At 63.9% G+C, this 15,779-nt stretch carries 15 protein-coding genes; 9 read left to right on the plus strand and 6 right to left on the minus strand.

Going from position 1 to position 15,779, the window contains the following annotated elements; all coding sequences use genetic code 11:
- The first annotated feature begins 80 nt into the window (after positions 1-80).
- Both ACMGT0_RS22225 and ACMGT0_RS22230 read left to right on the plus strand, forming a co-directional pair.
- On the plus strand, positions 81-530 hold the full coding sequence (locus ACMGT0_RS22225) for an antitoxin Xre/MbcA/ParS toxin-binding domain-containing protein (RefSeq protein ID WP_054060252.1): 450 nt from the start codon (positions 81-83) through the stop codon (positions 528-530).
- The gene (locus ACMGT0_RS22230; protein ID WP_054060251.1) at positions 527-982 is read left to right on the plus strand and encodes an RES family NAD+ phosphorylase; all 456 of its coding nucleotides are present in this window, start codon (positions 527-529) and stop codon (positions 980-982) included. Before ACMGT0_RS22225 ends, ACMGT0_RS22230 begins: the two co-directional genes overlap by 4 nt.
- A gap of 49 nt (positions 983-1,031) precedes the next feature.
- Here the strand turns inward: ACMGT0_RS22230 and ACMGT0_RS22235 are convergent, their stop codons facing one another.
- Both ACMGT0_RS22235 and ACMGT0_RS22240 read right to left on the minus strand, forming a co-directional pair.
- Positions 1,032-1,829, minus strand: coding sequence for a GNAT family N-acetyltransferase (locus tag ACMGT0_RS22235; RefSeq protein ID WP_054060250.1), 798 nt, complete (start codon positions 1,827-1,829; stop codon positions 1,032-1,034).
- 125 nt (positions 1,830-1,954) lie between these two features.
- The gene (locus ACMGT0_RS22240) at positions 1,955-3,277 is read right to left on the minus strand and encodes a sigma-54 interaction domain-containing protein (protein ID WP_416769810.1); all 1,323 of its coding nucleotides are present in this window, start codon (positions 3,275-3,277) and stop codon (positions 1,955-1,957) included.
- 257 nt (positions 3,278-3,534) lie between these two features.
- Between ACMGT0_RS22240 and ACMGT0_RS22245 the strand changes: the two genes are divergently transcribed.
- From ACMGT0_RS22245 to ACMGT0_RS22255, 3 genes are read left to right on the plus strand one after another with little or no spacing between them, the layout of a single operon-like run.
- The gene (locus ACMGT0_RS22245) at positions 3,535-4,419 is read left to right on the plus strand and encodes an MBL fold metallo-hydrolase (RefSeq protein ID WP_054060249.1); all 885 of its coding nucleotides are present in this window, start codon (positions 3,535-3,537) and stop codon (positions 4,417-4,419) included.
- A 16-nt stretch (positions 4,420-4,435) separates the two neighbouring features.
- A complete protein-coding gene (locus ACMGT0_RS22250) occupies positions 4,436-5,704 on the plus strand; it encodes an NAD(P)/FAD-dependent oxidoreductase (RefSeq protein ID WP_416769812.1) in 1,269 nt (422 codons plus the stop codon).
- On the plus strand, positions 5,701-6,525 hold the full coding sequence (locus tag ACMGT0_RS22255) for a sulfite exporter TauE/SafE family protein (RefSeq protein WP_054062846.1): 825 nt from the start codon (positions 5,701-5,703) through the stop codon (positions 6,523-6,525). The genes ACMGT0_RS22250 and ACMGT0_RS22255 overlap by 4 nt, the downstream gene beginning before the upstream one ends.
- On the opposite strand, the gene ACMGT0_RS22260 is transcribed toward ACMGT0_RS22255, so the two are convergent.
- Together ACMGT0_RS22260 and ACMGT0_RS22265 are read right to left on the minus strand one after the other, a co-directional pair.
- Positions 6,522-7,412 (minus strand): hypothetical protein, encoded by an 891-nt coding sequence (locus tag ACMGT0_RS22260; protein WP_416769814.1) that lies wholly within the window; start codon positions 7,410-7,412, stop codon positions 6,522-6,524. The two genes, ACMGT0_RS22255 and ACMGT0_RS22260, sit on opposite strands and share 4 nt — an antisense overlap.
- 102 nt (positions 7,413-7,514) lie before the next feature.
- Positions 7,515-7,955, minus strand: a complete 441-nt coding sequence (locus tag ACMGT0_RS22265) for a carboxymuconolactone decarboxylase family protein (RefSeq protein ID WP_054062848.1) — start codon at positions 7,953-7,955, stop codon at positions 7,515-7,517.
- 174 nt (positions 7,956-8,129) lie between these two features.
- Between ACMGT0_RS22265 and ACMGT0_RS22270 the strand changes: the two genes are divergently transcribed.
- Entirely contained in the window at positions 8,130-9,566 is a 1,437-nt protein-coding gene (locus ACMGT0_RS22270) for a PLP-dependent aminotransferase family protein (protein WP_054056566.1), read from the plus strand.
- A 6-nt stretch (positions 9,567-9,572) separates the two neighbouring features.
- On the opposite strand, the gene ACMGT0_RS22275 is transcribed toward ACMGT0_RS22270, so the two are convergent.
- On the minus strand, positions 9,573-10,319 hold the full coding sequence (locus ACMGT0_RS22275; RefSeq protein WP_054056565.1) for a hypothetical protein: 747 nt from the start codon (positions 10,317-10,319) through the stop codon (positions 9,573-9,575).
- A gap of 5 nt (positions 10,320-10,324) precedes the next feature.
- Entirely contained in the window at positions 10,325-11,590 is a 1,266-nt protein-coding gene (locus tag ACMGT0_RS22280; protein WP_239687883.1) for an AAA family ATPase, read from the minus strand.
- Between the two features lie 153 nt (positions 11,591-11,743).
- On the opposite strand from ACMGT0_RS22280, the gene ACMGT0_RS22285 reads away from it, so the two are divergent.
- The 3 genes from ACMGT0_RS22285 (at position 11,744) to ACMGT0_RS22295 (ending at position 15,768) form a co-directional block, all read left to right on the plus strand.
- Positions 11,744-12,241 carry a sigma-70 family RNA polymerase sigma factor gene (locus ACMGT0_RS22285; RefSeq protein WP_054056571.1) on the plus strand — a complete coding sequence of 166 codons (498 nt, stop codon included), beginning with the start codon at positions 11,744-11,746 and terminating at the stop codon, positions 12,239-12,241.
- Positions 12,241-13,206 carry a FecR domain-containing protein gene (locus ACMGT0_RS22290; RefSeq protein WP_054056563.1) on the plus strand — a complete coding sequence of 322 codons (966 nt, stop codon included), beginning with the start codon at positions 12,241-12,243 and terminating at the stop codon, positions 13,204-13,206. Before ACMGT0_RS22285 ends, ACMGT0_RS22290 begins: the two co-directional genes overlap by 1 nt.
- A gap of 129 nt (positions 13,207-13,335) precedes the next feature.
- Entirely contained in the window at positions 13,336-15,768 is a 2,433-nt protein-coding gene (locus ACMGT0_RS22295) for a TonB-dependent receptor (protein ID WP_054056562.1), read from the plus strand.
- The last annotated feature ends 11 nt before the right edge of the window (positions 15,769-15,779 follow it).

The raw sequence follows: 15,779 nt of genomic DNA on the forward strand, positions 1-15,779 counted from the left end.
CGCTCATCACCGAAACATTCCAATATCCGGCATTTGCCGGCTACAATATGGCAAATGCCGATAGTTTCGGGAGGTGTTTCATGTTGGCCGAAGTGATGCGGGAACCCACCTATGGGGTCTATCGGCGCCGCCTGGAGTACCTGCTGCAGATTCCGACCGACGCCAGCGATCTGGAGATTCACGAGATGATCCAGTTCGGTTTCGATGCCGAACGGTTGATGAAGCTCTGCGATCAAGGCGACGTCACGCCGCTGGAGCGCGACCGGATCATCCCGCTCAAAACCTTGAAGACGCGGATCGCCAAGGAACAGAAGTTGACGGTCGACGAGAGTGATCGGTTGTTCCGTGCCGCGCATATCACCGCAATGGCCTCTGCCATTTTCGGCGATGACCAGAAGGCCAGGCGCTGGTTGTCCAAACCCAAGGAGCGCTTTTCTGGCAGCAGTCCCATGGCGATGTTCTCGACCATCCAGGGCACCCGCCAGGTCGAGGAGATGCTGATTCAACTGGCAGAGGGTTTCAGCTTTTGATCCTCTGGAGAATCAGTGCGTTTGCCGACCTGAGTGGTCGTGGTGGCCTGCTCGCCAGCGGGCGTTGGCACTCAGCCGGCAGGCCGGTGGTCTACTTGGCCGGGACGCCGGCCGGAGCGATGTTGGAAATTCTGGTCCATCTGGAGGTGGATCAGGAGGATTTCCCACAAACCCTGCAATTGCTCAAGGTGGAGATCGCGGACGATGCCAGCCAGTGGCAGCCACCGACGCTGAAGGCAGAATGGGCTGATGACCTGCGCTACACTAAGAAACTGGGAGATACCTTTCTCTTGAGTAGCCCGGCACTGCTGATGCCGGTCCCCAGTGTGATCATGCCGCATACCCAAAACTACCTGTTCAATCCGCTGCACCAGGAGTCGACGAAGGCTACTTTAAGCAGCGAAACATTCAGGCTGGATAACCGCCTGCTCAAGAAATTTCATACAGGCTGATTGGCCTTTCATGCAGGGAGCCTCCCTCGGCTCCCTCCAACAAGTCCCGTCAGGGAGCCAAGCCGTAGGTAATAAACCGAGTGGTCCGGTGGTATCCCAACCGCAGATAAACCGGGAGTCCCGCATCAGTGGCATGCAATGTGGTACGCCGTAACCCGGTCGCTTCATGGGCCGCCTGCAGGGCGTGGCGCACCGTGGCTTCGCCGAAGCCCTGGCGCTGGGCGTCGGGCCGGGTCGCGACCAGGGCCACGTAGAGCTGCCCCCGGTTGACGATGGCCGCTGCCGTCGACACCGGCCGGCCGTCCTGGTAGCCGATGAACGCAAAGGCCTCCTGCTTCCAGAAATTCGAGCCTGCCAGCCCCGCGCGCCCGGCGTCGAGGGGGGAGCCGTAACCTTCACTGTTGATATCGGCGTAATGCTGCAAAGCGACTTCATCCCGGACCCGCTCGAAGGTCAGCAGCGGGTGCCCTGCCGATTGCTCGAATGGCAGGAGGTCACCCACCATGCCCATGATATCCAGGGCAAAGGACAATCGCTCCTCAGCGGCAATCGATTCCAGCGCCTGGCGGGCCGAACCGCCCAGGTAATCCTCGCAGACATACACCAGGCCGTCCTGGCGCCGGGCACGCAGGTAGGCGGCCCCGGCCCGCAGGCGCTCGCGCAACAGCTGTTCGTCAGTAATTTGCTCGTTGAGAAATACCGCGTTCCAGAACGAAAAAGGGCTGTCGGCCCAGCACAGCGATAGCCCTGGCTGCTCCGACAGGTCGGCGCCACAACGGTCGCCGGCCAGCACTTTCCACATGGAGATGTATTGTTCGACAGACTCAATGGCTTCGGGCACGCTCATCTGGTTACCTGCAAGAAAGGTGAATACCCATCAGCTTAGACGGGCTATCAGGACGGGCCCGTAAGGGAGGCGGGCTCCACCAGGCGAGCCCGGCATACCCCTGCGTTACCGGCCTGGAGACGGGCTCAGGCATTCCCCCCCAACGCCTGCAACCGCCGATACAACGTCCGCTCACTCATCCCCAACTCCTTCGCCAGCTCACTGCGCGAGCCTTCGAACACCTCCAGCGCATGGGCCAGTTGCTCCAGGTCCCTGCGCCCCCGACGACGGGTCGGCACGAGAGCCACGGGAGCCACGTTGCGCAGTTCCGCCGGCAGATCCTGTACCCGAATCACTCCATCGTCGGTAAACAACCGCGCCCGTTCCAGCACATTGCGCAACTCGCGGATGTTCCCCGGCCAGGCATACAGGGTCAGGGCCCGCAGCGCCTGCGGATCGATACGCGGCACCGCGCCTGGGGCCAGGCGCTGCAACAGGCTGTCGATCAACAGCGGCAGGTCATCGCTGCGCTCACGCAACGCCGGCAGGCGGATCGGGAAGGCACTGATGCGATAGAACAGGTCCTGGCGGAAACTGCCGGCTGCCACCATGTCCTTGAGCGGCTTGTGGGTGGCGCAGACCAGGCGGAAGTCCGAATGCACGGTGCGCAGGCTGCCCACCGGGCGGAAGCTGCCGGACTCGATCAGCCGCAGCAGCTTGACCTGCATCACCAACGGCACCTCGCCGATCTCGTCGAGGAACAGCGTGCCGCCGTGGGCCGCTTCGGCCAGGCCGATCTTGCGCTGCAGGGCGCCGGTAAAGGCGCCCTTCTCGTAACCGAACAGTTCGCTCTCCAACAGGGTTTCGGTCAGGCCGGTGCAGTCGACCACCACGAGTGGGCCGCCAGCCCGCGGACTGCCCTCGTGCAAGGCCCGGGCGAAGAGCTCCTTGCCGGTGCCCGATTCCCCCTGCAGCAACACCGGAATCGGCGACGGCGCCGCCCGCTGCAGTGCGGTCAGTGCCTCCTTGAACGCCACCGAGCGCCCCACCAGGCCCTGATGCTGGGGTTGCGCCGCCGCCGCCGCGACGCTGTTCAGCCGTTCGACATAACCCACCACTTCGCCCTGGCGACCGAGCAACGGGCGCAGTTCCACGTCGACATGCTCCGGTCCGCGCGGCGTGTGGTGGATGTGCAACACCCGTTCGGGCAGGCGCGTATCGAAGGCCTTGCGCATCGGGCAGTGCTCGCCAGCCTGGTCGCAGGGCACGGCGAACTGGTGGGACACCCGGTAGCACTTGGCGCCGACATGGGGCCGGCCCGCGACGCCGAACTGGCGCTGGTAGGCGGTGTTGGCCGCGACGATGTTGTAGTCGGTGTCGAGGACGATGGTCGGCTGAACGTCGTGTTCGAGGTAGGACACCAGCGCCTGCATGTCCGGCTGGGAGAGATCGGTGGCAATCAGGTTCATGGCGACTCCGGGGCGAAGGCCGCAGCTTAATACAGCTCGCACGCTTCTGCCATTTCACTGCCACTGACTGCCATTATTTCCGCCATTTCTGCCAGACTGACTTTCAGATACAGAAAAGTCCGTCAATCGCGCTGATAAAGGTCAATAAACTGTAGGAAAAATGCACCACAGCCCGTTGGCATGCTTATTGAAATCCTCGACGAACAAGGGATGGCCCGACAACCTCGGCCGCCGCCCCTCTTTGCCTGGAGTACGCAATGAACATCGGCGACAAGCTGACCGTAGAAGCCTTCTTCGATCCCAACACCTGGACCATCAGTTACCTGGTGCTGGATCGCGATACCCGCTGCTGTGCGCTGATCGACAGCGTGCTCGACTACGACCCCAAGTCCGGCCGCACCCGCACCGAATCCGCCGACCGCCTGCTGGCACGTATCCGCGAGCTGGATGCGAAAGTGGAGTGGATCCTGGAGACCCACGTGCATGCCGATCACCTGTCGGCGGCGGCTTACCTCAAGCAACAGTTGGGCGCCAAGGTGGCGATCGGCAGCCATATCACCGAAGTGCAACAGGTGTTCGGCGAGCTGTTCAACGAGGGCAGCGCGTTCCGTCGCGACGGCAGCCAGTTCGACGTGCTGCTGGCCGACAATGGCGAGTTCGCCATCGGCCACCTGCGCGCCACCGCCCTGCACACCCCGGGACACACCCCGGCGTGCATGAGCTACCTGATTCATGACGGGGACGAGACCGTCGCCTTCGTCGGCGACACCCTGTTCATGCCCGACTACGGCACCGCCCGCTGCGACTTCCCCGGTGCCGACGCGCGCACCCTGTACCGCTCGATCCAGGGCCTGCTGGCGCTGCCGCCGCAGACCCGGCTGTTCATGTGCCACGACTACCTGCCAGGCGGGCGTGAACTGCAATACATGACCACCGTGGCCGAACAGCGTGCGCGCAATATCCACATCCACGACGGCATCGACGAGGACACCTTCGTCAACATGCGCGAAGCCCGTGACGCCACCCTCGACATGCCGGTGCTGATGCTGCCCTCGGTGCAGGTGAACATGCGCAGCGGCCAGTTGCCCGAGCCGGAAGACAACGGCGTGCGCTACCTGAAAATCCCGCTGAACGCCCTTTGAGCCAGGATCCGACCTCATGAATTCGAACAGCAGCAACGCCCCGGTCCAGCACCAGGTCCTGATCATCGGCGCCGGCGCCGCCGGCATCGCCACCGCCGCCAGCCTGCTGGCCCGTGCCCCCGGCCTGGATATCGCGATCATCGACCCGGCCGACACCCACTATTACCAGCCGGGCTGGACCCTGGTCGGTGCCGGGGTGTTCAGCCCCGAGTCGACCGCCCGCCCACTGGCCTCGCTGATCCCCCGTGGCGTGCAATGGATCAAGGCCGCGGTCAGCGCCTTCGAACCGGACGCCAACTGCGTGGTGCTGGCCGACCAGCGTCGCATCGGCTACCGGCAACTGGTGGTCTGCCCCGGCCTGAAACTGAACTGGGGCGCCATCGACGGCCTGGAGGACACCCTCGGGCGCAACGGCGTGACCTCCAACTACCGCTACGACCTGGCACCCTACACCTGGAAACAGGTGCAGGCGCTCAAGGAAGGCCAGGCGCTGTTCTGCCAGCCACCGATGCCGATCAAGTGCGCCGGGGCGCCGCAGAAGGCGCTGTACCTGTCCTGTGACCACTGGTTGAAAAATGGCCGCCAGGGCCAGGTCAAGGCCAGTTTTCTCAACGCCGGCGCGGTGCTGTTCGGGGTTCCCGACTATGTGCCGGCGCTGATGGAATACATCGACAAGTACGCCGTGGACCTGCAGTTCGGCCATAACCTGATTGCCGTGGACGGCCCGGCCAGACAGGCGACCTTCGCCCGCACCCTGGCGGACGGCAGCCGGGAAACCGTGGTGCGCGCCTTCGACCTGCTGCACGTGGTGCCGCCACAGATCGCTCCGGACTTCATCCGCAGCAGCCCGCTGGCCGATGCCGCCGGCTGGGTCGATGTCGACCCGGCCAGCCTGCGCCATCGCCGGTTCGCCAACATCCACGGCCTGGGTGACGTCACCAACACCAGCAACGCCAAGACCGCCGCGGCGGCGCGCAAGCAGGCACCAGTGGTGGCGAACAACGTGCTGGTGGCCCTGGGACGACTGACCCGCACGGCGGTCTATGACGGTTATGGCTCCTGCCCACTCACCGTTGAGCGCGGCAAGATCGTCCTGGCCGAGTTCACCTACGGCGGCAAGCTGGCGCCGACCTTCGCCCCCTGGCTGCTCGACGGCCGTCGGCCGACCCGCCTGGCCTGGTGGCTGAAGGAACGGCTGCTGCCGCCGCTGTACTGGCGCGGCATGCTCAAGGGCCACGAATGGCTGGCCCGACCGACCCTGCAAGCGGACAAGCCGGCGGTATGAACGAACATCTCTTGCTGGGCAGTGGGTTCGGCATATTGATCGGTGCCATCCTCGCCCTGACCGGTGCCGGGGGTGGCATCCTCGCGGTGCCGCTGCTGGTGTTCGGACTGGGCCTGTCGATGGTCCAGGCTGCGCCCATCGGCCTGCTCGCGGTGGGCCTGGCGGCAGCGATCGGTGCCCTGCTCGGCCTGCGCCAGGGCATCGTGCGTTATCGCGCCGCCGGCTTTATCGCCGGGATCGGCATCCTGCTCACCCCCGTCGGGCTGTGGCTGGCCCATCGACTGCCGAACGAACCGCTGGCGCTGGGCTTCGCCCTGGTGATGGTCTACGCCTGCGCGCGGATCTTCAACAAGGCCCGCCATGAACTCAGGCACGGCCAGCCGGCACCGCGCGCCGAGTTCCTGCCCTGCGTGCTCAACCCGTTGCAGGGCCGCCTGCGCTGGACCCTGCCCTGCGCCCGGGCACTGACCGTCACCGGGATGGTGTCCGGGCTGCTCTCCGGGTTGCTCGGGGTCGGCGGCGGCTTCGTCATCATTCCGGCGCTGACCCGCTACACCAACCTGGACAGCAGGAGCATCGTCGCCACCTCCCTGGCGGTGATCGCCCTGGTGTCCACCGCCAGCGTGGTCACGGCGACGCTCTCGGGCGTGATGCACTGGTCGGTCGGCGCGCCGTTTGCCGGTGGCGCGGTGCTGGGCCTGGTGCTCGGACGCCAGGTTGCCGGTCGCCTGGCCGGGCCACGCCTGCAACAGTTGTTCGCGGTGGTCGGCGTGACAGCCGCACTGCTGCTCGCCAGCCGTGCGCTGGGGTTGTCACTCTAGGCGTTGCAGGCTTCCAGATAACCGCATCCCAACACCTCATGCAGGCGCCGACCGTCGCTTAGCCGGCGGAAGAACCCCGGCGAACGCCACGGCGCGCGGCCATCGACATTCGGTGCGCCACGGCCGGCCAGCACGTCGTCGATCCACACCGTGCGGGTCTCGAAGGAGATCCGCGTCAGTTCGGTGTGATTGGGCACGCCGGCATGGGCGTGAGCGCCGGAGAACGCCAGCAGGCTGCCAGGGTCGATCACCACCGGCACCGCCACTTCATCGTCGATGGATTCCAGCAGGTGGGGAATCGCCTGGTCGGCATTCACCGAGTTGCGGCCGTCACGGTGCGAGCGCTCCAGCACTCGGCTGAGATCGAAGTCGGCGCTGCTGTTGGCCAGGGCCCGCTGCCAGAGCTGTGGATAGATGGCGAAGGTCCGCCCGGCACTGATCGGGTAGATCGGCGCCCACCAGTTGGTCTGGGCGTAGAGGTTCGAACCCCAGGTGTCACGGTGGAAGGCGATGGTCGCCGTGGCGCGGTCCCGCGACGCCGCCTCACCGGGTGGATGCGGCGGCTGGAAGCGCAGGTGCAGGCGGTCGCAGGCGATGCCGCTGGAAGCCAGGCCGAGGCTGTCGAGCACCTGCGCCCAGTGGCGCTGGATGCCGTCGTGCCGATGGAACAGCGTTTGCAGGCGGGTGAAGCACTGCGCCTGCTGGACGTGGTTCAAGTGCTGATGAATCCGGGTCGGCTCGAAGGGGTACAGCGCCTCTTCCAGCAGGCGACGGGCCGTCTCGACCAGCGCCTGCATGGCCGGCAACGCCAGGGAGAACACTTCCCCGGCGTAGATCCGCGAGTGAAACGCCTCAGGCATGGCCGGTGGCTGCAACTGGCTGTACATCCGATCACGCGCTCCATGGGGCTGGCACAGGTCCCCGCACTCTAGGACAGGGGGCGCGAAGGAAACAGGTTCAGTGGCGAAAAAAAACCACCGTACAGCCGGTCACTCGGTGGGCATCTTGCGGAAACCCACCGCCAGGCGGTTCCAGCTGTTGATGGTGTTGATCGCCAGGGTCAGGTTGACCTGCTCGGCCGGCGTGAACTCGGCGTTGAGCAGAGCATAGTCTTCGTCCGGGGCGTGGGTTTCGGATACCCGGGTCAGTGCTTCGGTCCATGCCAGGGCCGCGCGCTCGCGGGCACTGAAGAACGGCGTTTCACGCCAGGCCGAGAGGGTGTACAGGCGCCGCTCGGTTTCACCGGCCTTGCGCGCATCGGCGCTGTGCATGTCCAGGCAGAAGGCGCAGCCGTTGATCTGCGAGGTGCGCATCTTCACCAGTTCCAGCAGGGATTTTTCCAGCGGCAGTTTGTTCACCGCGCCTTCCAGCGCCATCATGGCTTTCATGGCATCCGGGGAAGCGGTGTAGAAGTCGATACGAGGTTGCATGGCCGTTTTCCTCAACAGGTGGGTGATGGCGCTACGTTAAGCCCGGCAGGCTCCAGGCCAAATAGCCAATTCCGGGCAAGATCGGTAAGCCAATCGACCGGTACTGCCATGGGCCGGGGCCGCAGGCTAAACTGCGGACTGACAGGCACCACCCCCTCCCTCCAGCGAGCCCACATGGAACTGCACATCACCCTCGAGGGTCGTCGCGACCTGGCCAGGCAGATCACCGATCAACTGCGCAACGCCATCACCAGCGGAAAACTGGCGGCCGGCACGCAACTGCCACCCACCCGCCTGCTGGCCGAGCAACTGGGGGTGTCACGCAAGACCGTGGCCGATGCCTACGCGCAACTGACCTACGACAACCTGCTGGTCGGCCGGGTCGGCGCCGGGACCTTCGTCAACTCGCATACGCCCCAGGAACGCACGCCGGCCCAGAGCGAGGAACTGGCCGGTGCGGCAGTGGTACGCCAATGGCGCGAGGCCTCGGTACCACTGCATCATCCGCTTGGCACCCTGCGCTACGACTATCTCGGCGGGGCCACCAGCAAGCACCAGTTCCCCCATGACGAATGGCGTCGCTGCGTGCTCTTCGCCCTGCGCCAGACCGCCCAGGCCCGTGGCCTGTACAGCCAGCCGGAGGGCATCCCGATGCTGCGCGAGGCGGTGGCCCGGCATATCGGCTTTGCTCGCGGCGTGCGCTGCAACGCCACCGACCTCTTGATAACCAATGGCGCCCAGCAGGCCCTGGACCTGGTCGCGCGGGTGCTGGTGGAGCCCGGCTGCACCGTCGCCGTCGAGGACCCCGGCTACCCGCCGGCGCGATTGCTGTTCGCCGCCCAGGGCGCGCGGGTGGTCGGCGTACCGGTGGATGCGCAGGGCATCCGGGTCGACCGGATTCCCGAGGGCACACGGCTGATCTACGTGACCCCGGCGCACCAGTTCCCCCTCGGCATGCCGATGAGCCTGGAGCGGCGTCAGGCCCTGCTGGAACGGGCGAGGGAACTGGGCGCGATCGTCATCGAGGACGACTACGACTGCGAATTCCGCTACGAAGGACGGCCCACCGACTGCCTGCAGAGCCTCGACCGGCATGGCCTGGTGGCCTATGTCGGGACCTTCTCCAAGACCCTGCTGCCGGAGCTGCGCCTGGGCTACCTGGTGGCGCCGCCGGGGTTGCTCAAGGCATTGATCTCGGCCAAGCAGCTGACCGACTGGCACACCGCGACCCTGGCCCAGTGGGCCCTGGCCAAGTTCATCAACGATGGCTGCCTGGTCAAGCATATCCGCCGCTGCCACCAGGCCTACGCCAGCCGCCGCGAGAAGCTGATCGAACGGCTGGACGGCGACCTGTCGCCCTGGTTCGAACGCATCCACTCCACCGCCGGCTACCATATGGCGGTCCTCGATCGCGGCACGGTGGACATCGCGCAACTGATCGAGCTGGCGAAACGCTTCGAGGTCGGCCTCTACCCCCTGGCGCCCTTCTACCACAGCACGCCGCCACGCACCGGCCTGCTGATGGGCTACGGCTCGATCGAGACCCTGGACATCCAGCCGTCCCTGGACCGGGTACTCGGACTGCTTCGCCAACTATGCTCTGAGAATTGAAAACGGCTATGCAGGTGGCGCTCCAGCTACAGCCGGAGCAATAACCTGATGGATCACCTCACTCAGCCGGTTTCGGAAGAGATTGAAGCTATCCATCGCGATCCGGTGAGGGTCCACTTCACCATTACGTATCGCATCATTGATATCAGCGGCCGACGATAAACCGTTGCGCACCCGTTCAAGCTGAGATTTGAGCGAATCTGGAGAGTCATCATTACCCGATGCCTGTTCCAGCGCCGCGCAATGCTGATAGTTAGGTTCTCGAAATGCGCATAACAACCAGGCTTCCGACTTGGGCTTGGGCAACATAGGAACACCCAGTGATGAGCCACCCGCTTCAAAACCCTTGATCATGGATTGCCATTTTGCCGACCACTCTCCTCGATCTGAAGACTGCGTACCATCAGCATCTCGAAACAAAACCGGGACGACCACGTCACTGCTTTCCTGAGCCAGAGCAACAGCCTTGAGTGCAAGCCGCCGAGCATTTTCGTAGTAATAGCCCGTCTCTTTGGATTTACCCTTGCCTGGCGCCGAGAACCGGCGACCATGATGCTTGGGCTCCACGGCAACCAGTTGAGACTTATGGATGAACTGCACACCTTGGTAGTCGAACAATGAATACCCCATCAGTCTCTCGATCAGCAGATCCAGAATCAGACACATCGGCCCTGGGGAAAACTCGAACCCTTCTTCACCGGGAGACTGACGACCTATATCCGATGGCCCTTCTCCACTGACCAGAAGCAACATCCCTACTACCTCGCGACCAAACGCCCGATTTCCTGAGGCAGACGCACCAGATCGGTATCAACAAATACCTCTCCAGGCCCCATGACAGTGAGCTTTTCCGCCACAGAGGGAATGGAAAAGAAAGGGATAGTCCGCGTTCTGCCATCGTCAGTCTTATAGATAAACCGGACCCCTTCGCGGGCAACATCATCTTCGAGATAATTGAGAATCATCGGGCTATGGGTAGTGACCATGACCTGCCGATCAATGCTTACCAGATAATCCAGCAAAAACTCGATCAGTTCCGGATTTATACCGTTCTCTACTTCGTCAAACAGCATGAAACCGTGACTGGACAAAGTTTCGGCCAGTATCGCCATCAAACGCAGCATGCCGTCGTTCATGTGCCGGGCGTGAGTGCTGAATGTTCCAGTGCTGTAGGTTTCCTGTATAGCCAGGGACTTCCAGCCAGAGTTCAAGGACTTGAGCTCAATTGACTGAAGTTTCGGATAGTTTTTCTTCAACATTGTCAGCAGGGAGTCCAGTTCGCTGGGCGCCAACTGATGGATGAACGCGGAAAGTTTCTCTCCAGCAAATCCCAGGTCGCCGTCGCTTCCTCGTGCCTGTTTGCGCAGATACTGGGGAGACAACGCATCCAGAGAGGTGATGGTAGAAACGAACTTCTTGAGCTTCAGGATTGCCGGCGGCAAGCTGGTCTCCTTCAGAGCGGAAAGGACCGACCCCTGGTATTCGAAATTGATCGACCCACTGCTACCAGTCGCTGTATTGCCCTTTTTCTCGTGGGTAGACAAGCGCCCATCCTCAACCAAGAGAAGGTTTTCATCGATTTGCCATAACTCTTCTGTGCAGCGTAGAAAGGTGCGGTTAAAACTTGCTTTCCACAGCGCACGTTCACCATCGACTTCAAAAACGACCTCAAATTTTATGTTGCTACTCTTGCTCAACTTGGATTTCAGGTCGATCGGTTTCCACTCGCGCTTTTTCAGCCAGCCGGATAAGTCTCCCTTGATTTGTTGAGAGAGGAAATCCAGTGCCTGCAGGATCGTTGACTTTCCAGCACCGTTCAGCCCGATCAAGCAAGTGAAATTCGCCAAATGCATCTCAAAGCCGACAAGGGATTTGAAATTATCTATCTTGAACTCACAGAGGCGTATGCCCTCTTCCGCTGGCTGCCCGATCCGGGATCGTTCACCACCGATTTCGCGCTTACCCATCATGATTGTTCCTTGATCTGATATCGCAGCAAAAAGGGAACCAATATAGGTCAGCATGGCTGACCACTCAAGTTGCAGGGCTTTCGCAAGACAGCCGCTCCTGGCAATAGCTGACACGGCGCAATTGCCAGCGCCGGGTGCACACCGCTAGAATGCGATCAATTCTTAATTACATTCATGCAGGATGCCGCCCTGCGAGCAGTCGGTGCCATGTCGTCAGCCCCTCACCCGCATATTCATACGCTCTACAGCGAGCATCACGGCTGGCTGCATGGCTGGCTCCAGCGCAAGCTGGGTAACAGCTGCGATGCCGCGGACCTGGCCCACGACACCTTCCTGCGCCTGCTCAGCCGCCCTGCCGCACGCTCGCTGGGCAGCGAGCCGCGGGCCCTGCTGACGCACATCGCCAAGGGCCTGGTGATCGATCGCTGGCGCCGCCAGGAAGTCGAGCGGGCCTATCTGGAGACCATCGCCCACCTGCCAACCCAGGAGGTGCCCTCGCCGGAAACCCGCCTGCTGATCCTCGAGACCCTGTGGCGGATCGAGGCACTGCTGCGGGAAATGCCGCGCAAGACCCGTGAGGCGTTCCTGCTGTCGCAGATCGAGGGCCTGACCTACGGGCAGATCGCCGAGCGCCTGGGCGTCTCGCTGATCAGCGTCAAGCGCTACATGCGCGATGCGTTCATCGCCTGCCTGAGCGTCGCCTGATGAGCCAGGCGCCGATCAACCCGCATATCCTCGGCGAGGCGGCCGACTGGCTGGTGCAGTTGCACTCCGGTACGGCGACGGCGGCCGATCGCCTGGCCATCGAACAGTGGCGCCAGCGCAGTGCCGAGCATGCCCAGGCCTGGCAACGGGCCGAGGCGGTACTGGGCGACTTTCGCAACGTGCCGGCCGGGATCGTCAGGGACACCCTCAAGCGCGTCGAGCGCCAGCAGGGCCTTGGTCGTCGCCAGGTGCTGAACCGCATCGGCCTGTTACTGCTGGCCGCCCCCATCGGCGTGACCTGGCAACGTGGCACTTGGGAGCAGTGGACCGCCGACCAGCGCACCGCCGTCGGCGAGCAGAAAACCCTGACCCTGGCCGATGGCAGCCAGGTGCTGCTCAATACCGACAGTTCACTGGATATCGCCTTCAGCAGCCAGGAACGTCGGCTGATCCTGCTGAGCGGCGAGATCCTGGTCAGCACCGCCCGCGACCCGGCGCCCACCCATCGCCCCTTCATCGTCGAGACCCCTCAGGGAACCGCGCGGGCACTAGGCACCCGTTTCAACGTCAGGATCGACGGGCAGCGCAGCGAGGTTGCGGTGCTCGAAGGAGCGGTGGAATTGAAGACCCAGGTCGGCGGGCCCGGTTCGACGTTGCAGGTCGGGCAACGGGCAGGCCTGCAGCACAGCCGTATCGAACCGCTGGAGAACTTCGATATCGCCAGCCTCACCTGGGACCGCGGCATGCTGCTGGCGCGCAACATGCGCCTGGCGCAGGTGCTGCAGGAACTGGGGCGTTACCGGCCAGGCGTATTGCGCTGCCAGTCGGCGGTGGCCGAGTTGCGGGTATCCGGGGCATTTTCGCTGAAGGACACCGATTCGAGCCTACAATTGCTGCAGAACACCCTGCCCTTGAAGGTCAGCCGGTTGACCCGGTACTGGGTGTCGGTCGAGGGCCGGGCCTGAGTAGAGTCCCTTCGCGGACAGAACACCGCTCCTCCCCAGAAAAAATCTCCCCTGAACTGATACCTTTTCCACTCTCGTCCGGTGTGTGGATAACCCCTTGCGTTTCCACGCTTCCGACAGGACTGTTCGATGACCTCCAGGCACCACCCGCTGACACCCCGCCTGCCGCTGCAGGCGCTGACCCTGGCCCTCGGCCTGACGCTCGGTGTCACCCTGCCCTCCGCCAGCCACGCCGCTGAAGTCGCCGCCGAAAATACCGTGCGCCCCTACGCCATCGCCCCCGGCCCACTGCACCAGGTGCTGGCGCAGTTCGCCGTCAGCGCCGGCGTGCCGCTGTCGTTCGACCCGGCGCTGCTGGGCAACCGCCAGAGCCCCGGACTCAACGGCAGCTACGGCGTGCTCGAAGGCTTCCAGCACCTGCTGCAAGGCAGCGGCTTCGATCTGATCAGCAGCGGCGGCAACGGCTACACCCTCGCTCCCCATGTCGAGGCCAATGGCGCCCTGGAACTGGGGGCGACCAACATCAGCGGCCAGTCCGCCGAAGACGCCGATATCTACAGCGGTGGCCAGGTGGCCCGCAGCGCCCGCCTGGGGATGCTCGGCACCCAGTCGGTGCAGGACGTGCCCTTCAGCGTCACCAGCTACACCGCGCAGACCCTGCGTGACCAACAGGCACAGACCGTCGGCGATGTGCTGCTCAACGACGCCTCGGTGCGTCAGTCCGCAGGCTTCGGCAACTTCTCCCAGGTGTTCATGATCCGCGGCCTGCCGCTCAACGGCGACGATATCTCCTATAACGGCCTGTACGGCGTTCTGCCCCGGCAGATCATCGCCACCGAGGCGCTGGAACGGGTCGAACTGTTCAAGGGCCCGAACGCTTTCATCAATGGCGTCACCCCCGGAGGTAGCGGTATCGGCGGCGGGGTCAACCTGCAGCCCAAGCGCGCCGGGGACACCCCGACCCGCAGCGTCACCCTCGATGCCGGCGGCTCGGGGCGTGCCGGTGCGCATGTCGACCTGGGCCAGCGCTTCGGTGAGGACAACCGTTTCGGCGCACGCCTGAACCTGTTGCAACGCGAGGGCGATTCCGGGATCGACGACGAAGACCGACGCTCGACCCTCGCCACCCTCGGCCTGGACTATCGCGGCGAACGCCTGCGGCTGTCGGCGGATATCGGCTACCAGAAGCAGGTGATCAATCAGGGCCGGCCGGTGATCTACCTCGACTCCAGCCTGAACAAGGTACCCCACGCGCCGTCGGCCAAGGACAACTACGCCCAGTCCTGGAGTTATTCACAATTGGAAGACACCTTCGGCATGGCCCGTGCCGAATATGACTTCAACGACAACTGGACCGGCTACGTCGCCGGTGGCGCCAAGTACACCCGGGAGAACGGCGTGTACTCCTCGCTGACCCTCACCGACACCGCCGGCAACGCCCGCGGCGGTATGCTCTACGCGCCCCACACCGAGGACAACCGGAGCCTGATGGCCGGGCTCAACGGCCGCGTGCAGACCGGCCCGGTCAGTCATCAACTGAGCTTCGGCCTGGCCGGGATGTGGGGTGAACAACGCTCGGCCTATGAGAACATCGCCAGCGCCGGGCGCTACTACAACAACATCTACGATGCGGTGCCGCGTCCACGGCCGGTGGCGACCTCATTCGGCAGCGACATCCACGATCCGCGGGTGGTCGGCAGGAACCAGATCCGCAGCACGGCGGTGGCCGACACCCTGGGTTTTCTCGATGACCGCGTGCTGTTGACCGTCGGGGCGCGCCGCCAGTCCATCGTGGTCAATGGCTGGAACACCGTCACCGGCGTGCATAACGCCAGCTACGACGAGTCGATCACGACACCGGTCTATGGGCTGGTGATCAAACCCTGGGAACATGTGTCGTTCTACGCCAACCGTATCGAAGGCCTGGCCAAGGGGCCGTCAGCCCCCACTACCGCGATCAACAGCACCGAGACCTTTGCGCCGGTGCGCAGCAAACAGGTCGAGGCAGGTGTGCGCCTGGACATGGACAGCTACGGTGGCAGCCTCGGCGTCTATCGCATCGAACAGCCGTCCAGCTACACCGGTTCCGACCGGATCTTCCGGGTCGAGGGTGAGCAGATCAACAAGGGCGTCGAACTGAACCTGTTCGGCGAACCGCTGCCGGGCCTGCGCCTGCTGGGCGGTGCAACGGTGATGAAAACCGAGCTGACCGGCACCCTCAACGGCACCAACGATGGCAACCGCGCGATCGGCGTGCCGAGCTTCCAGTTCAACCTGGGCGCCGACTGGGACGTACCGGGTATCGAGGGCGCGGCTCTGAGCGCACGGATGCTGCGCACCGGCGGGCAGTATGCGAACGCCAGCAACACACTGAGCCTGCCGAGCTGGAACCGTTTCGACCTGGGCTCGCGCTATCGCTTCAAGCTGGATGAGAAGGAAGTCACCCTGCGGGCCAACCTGGAGAACGTGGCCAATACCGCCTACTGGGCTTCGGCCAACGGCGGGTACCTGACCCAGGGGACGCCGCGAACCCTGAAAGTCTCGGCGACGGTGGATTTCTGATCGACCGCGGC

This window comes from Pseudomonas sp. RHF3.3-3, from assembly GCF_048069595.1.
Lineage (GTDB): Bacteria > Pseudomonadota > Gammaproteobacteria > Pseudomonadales > Pseudomonadaceae > Aquipseudomonas > Aquipseudomonas fuscovaginae_B.

Excerpts from the sequence above, each read along its gene's own strand:
- ACMGT0_RS22225 (WP_054060252.1), top strand. The coding sequence starts at position 81 with ATGTTGGCCGAAGTGATGCGGGAACCCACCTATGGGGTCTATCGGCGC.
- ACMGT0_RS22235 (WP_054060250.1), bottom strand. The coding sequence starts at position 1,829 with ATGAGCGTGCCCGAAGCCATTGAGTCTGTCGAACAATACATCTCCATG.
- ACMGT0_RS22240 (WP_416769810.1), bottom strand. The coding sequence starts at position 3,277 with ATGAACCTGATTGCCACCGATCTCTCCCAGCCGGACATGCAGGCGCTG.
- ACMGT0_RS22245 (WP_054060249.1), top strand. The coding sequence starts at position 3,535 with ATGAACATCGGCGACAAGCTGACCGTAGAAGCCTTCTTCGATCCCAAC.
- ACMGT0_RS22250 (WP_416769812.1), top strand. The coding sequence starts at position 4,436 with ATGAATTCGAACAGCAGCAACGCCCCGGTCCAGCACCAGGTCCTGATC.
- ACMGT0_RS22255 (WP_054062846.1), top strand. The coding sequence starts at position 5,701 with ATGAACGAACATCTCTTGCTGGGCAGTGGGTTCGGCATATTGATCGGT.
- ACMGT0_RS22260 (WP_416769814.1), bottom strand. The coding sequence starts at position 7,412 with ATGTACAGCCAGTTGCAGCCACCGGCCATGCCTGAGGCGTTTCACTCG.
- ACMGT0_RS22265 (WP_054062848.1), bottom strand. The coding sequence starts at position 7,955 with ATGCAACCTCGTATCGACTTCTACACCGCTTCCCCGGATGCCATGAAA.
- ACMGT0_RS22270 (WP_054056566.1), top strand. The coding sequence starts at position 8,130 with ATGGAACTGCACATCACCCTCGAGGGTCGTCGCGACCTGGCCAGGCAG.
- ACMGT0_RS22275 (WP_054056565.1), bottom strand. The coding sequence starts at position 10,319 with ATGTTGCTTCTGGTCAGTGGAGAAGGGCCATCGGATATAGGTCGTCAG.
- ACMGT0_RS22280 (WP_239687883.1), bottom strand. The coding sequence starts at position 11,590 with ATGCTGACCTATATTGGTTCCCTTTTTGCTGCGATATCAGATCAAGGA.
- ACMGT0_RS22285 (WP_054056571.1), top strand. The coding sequence starts at position 11,744 with ATGTCGTCAGCCCCTCACCCGCATATTCATACGCTCTACAGCGAGCAT.
- ACMGT0_RS22290 (WP_054056563.1), top strand. The coding sequence starts at position 12,241 with ATGAGCCAGGCGCCGATCAACCCGCATATCCTCGGCGAGGCGGCCGAC.
- ACMGT0_RS22295 (WP_054056562.1), top strand. The coding sequence starts at position 13,336 with ATGACCTCCAGGCACCACCCGCTGACACCCCGCCTGCCGCTGCAGGCG.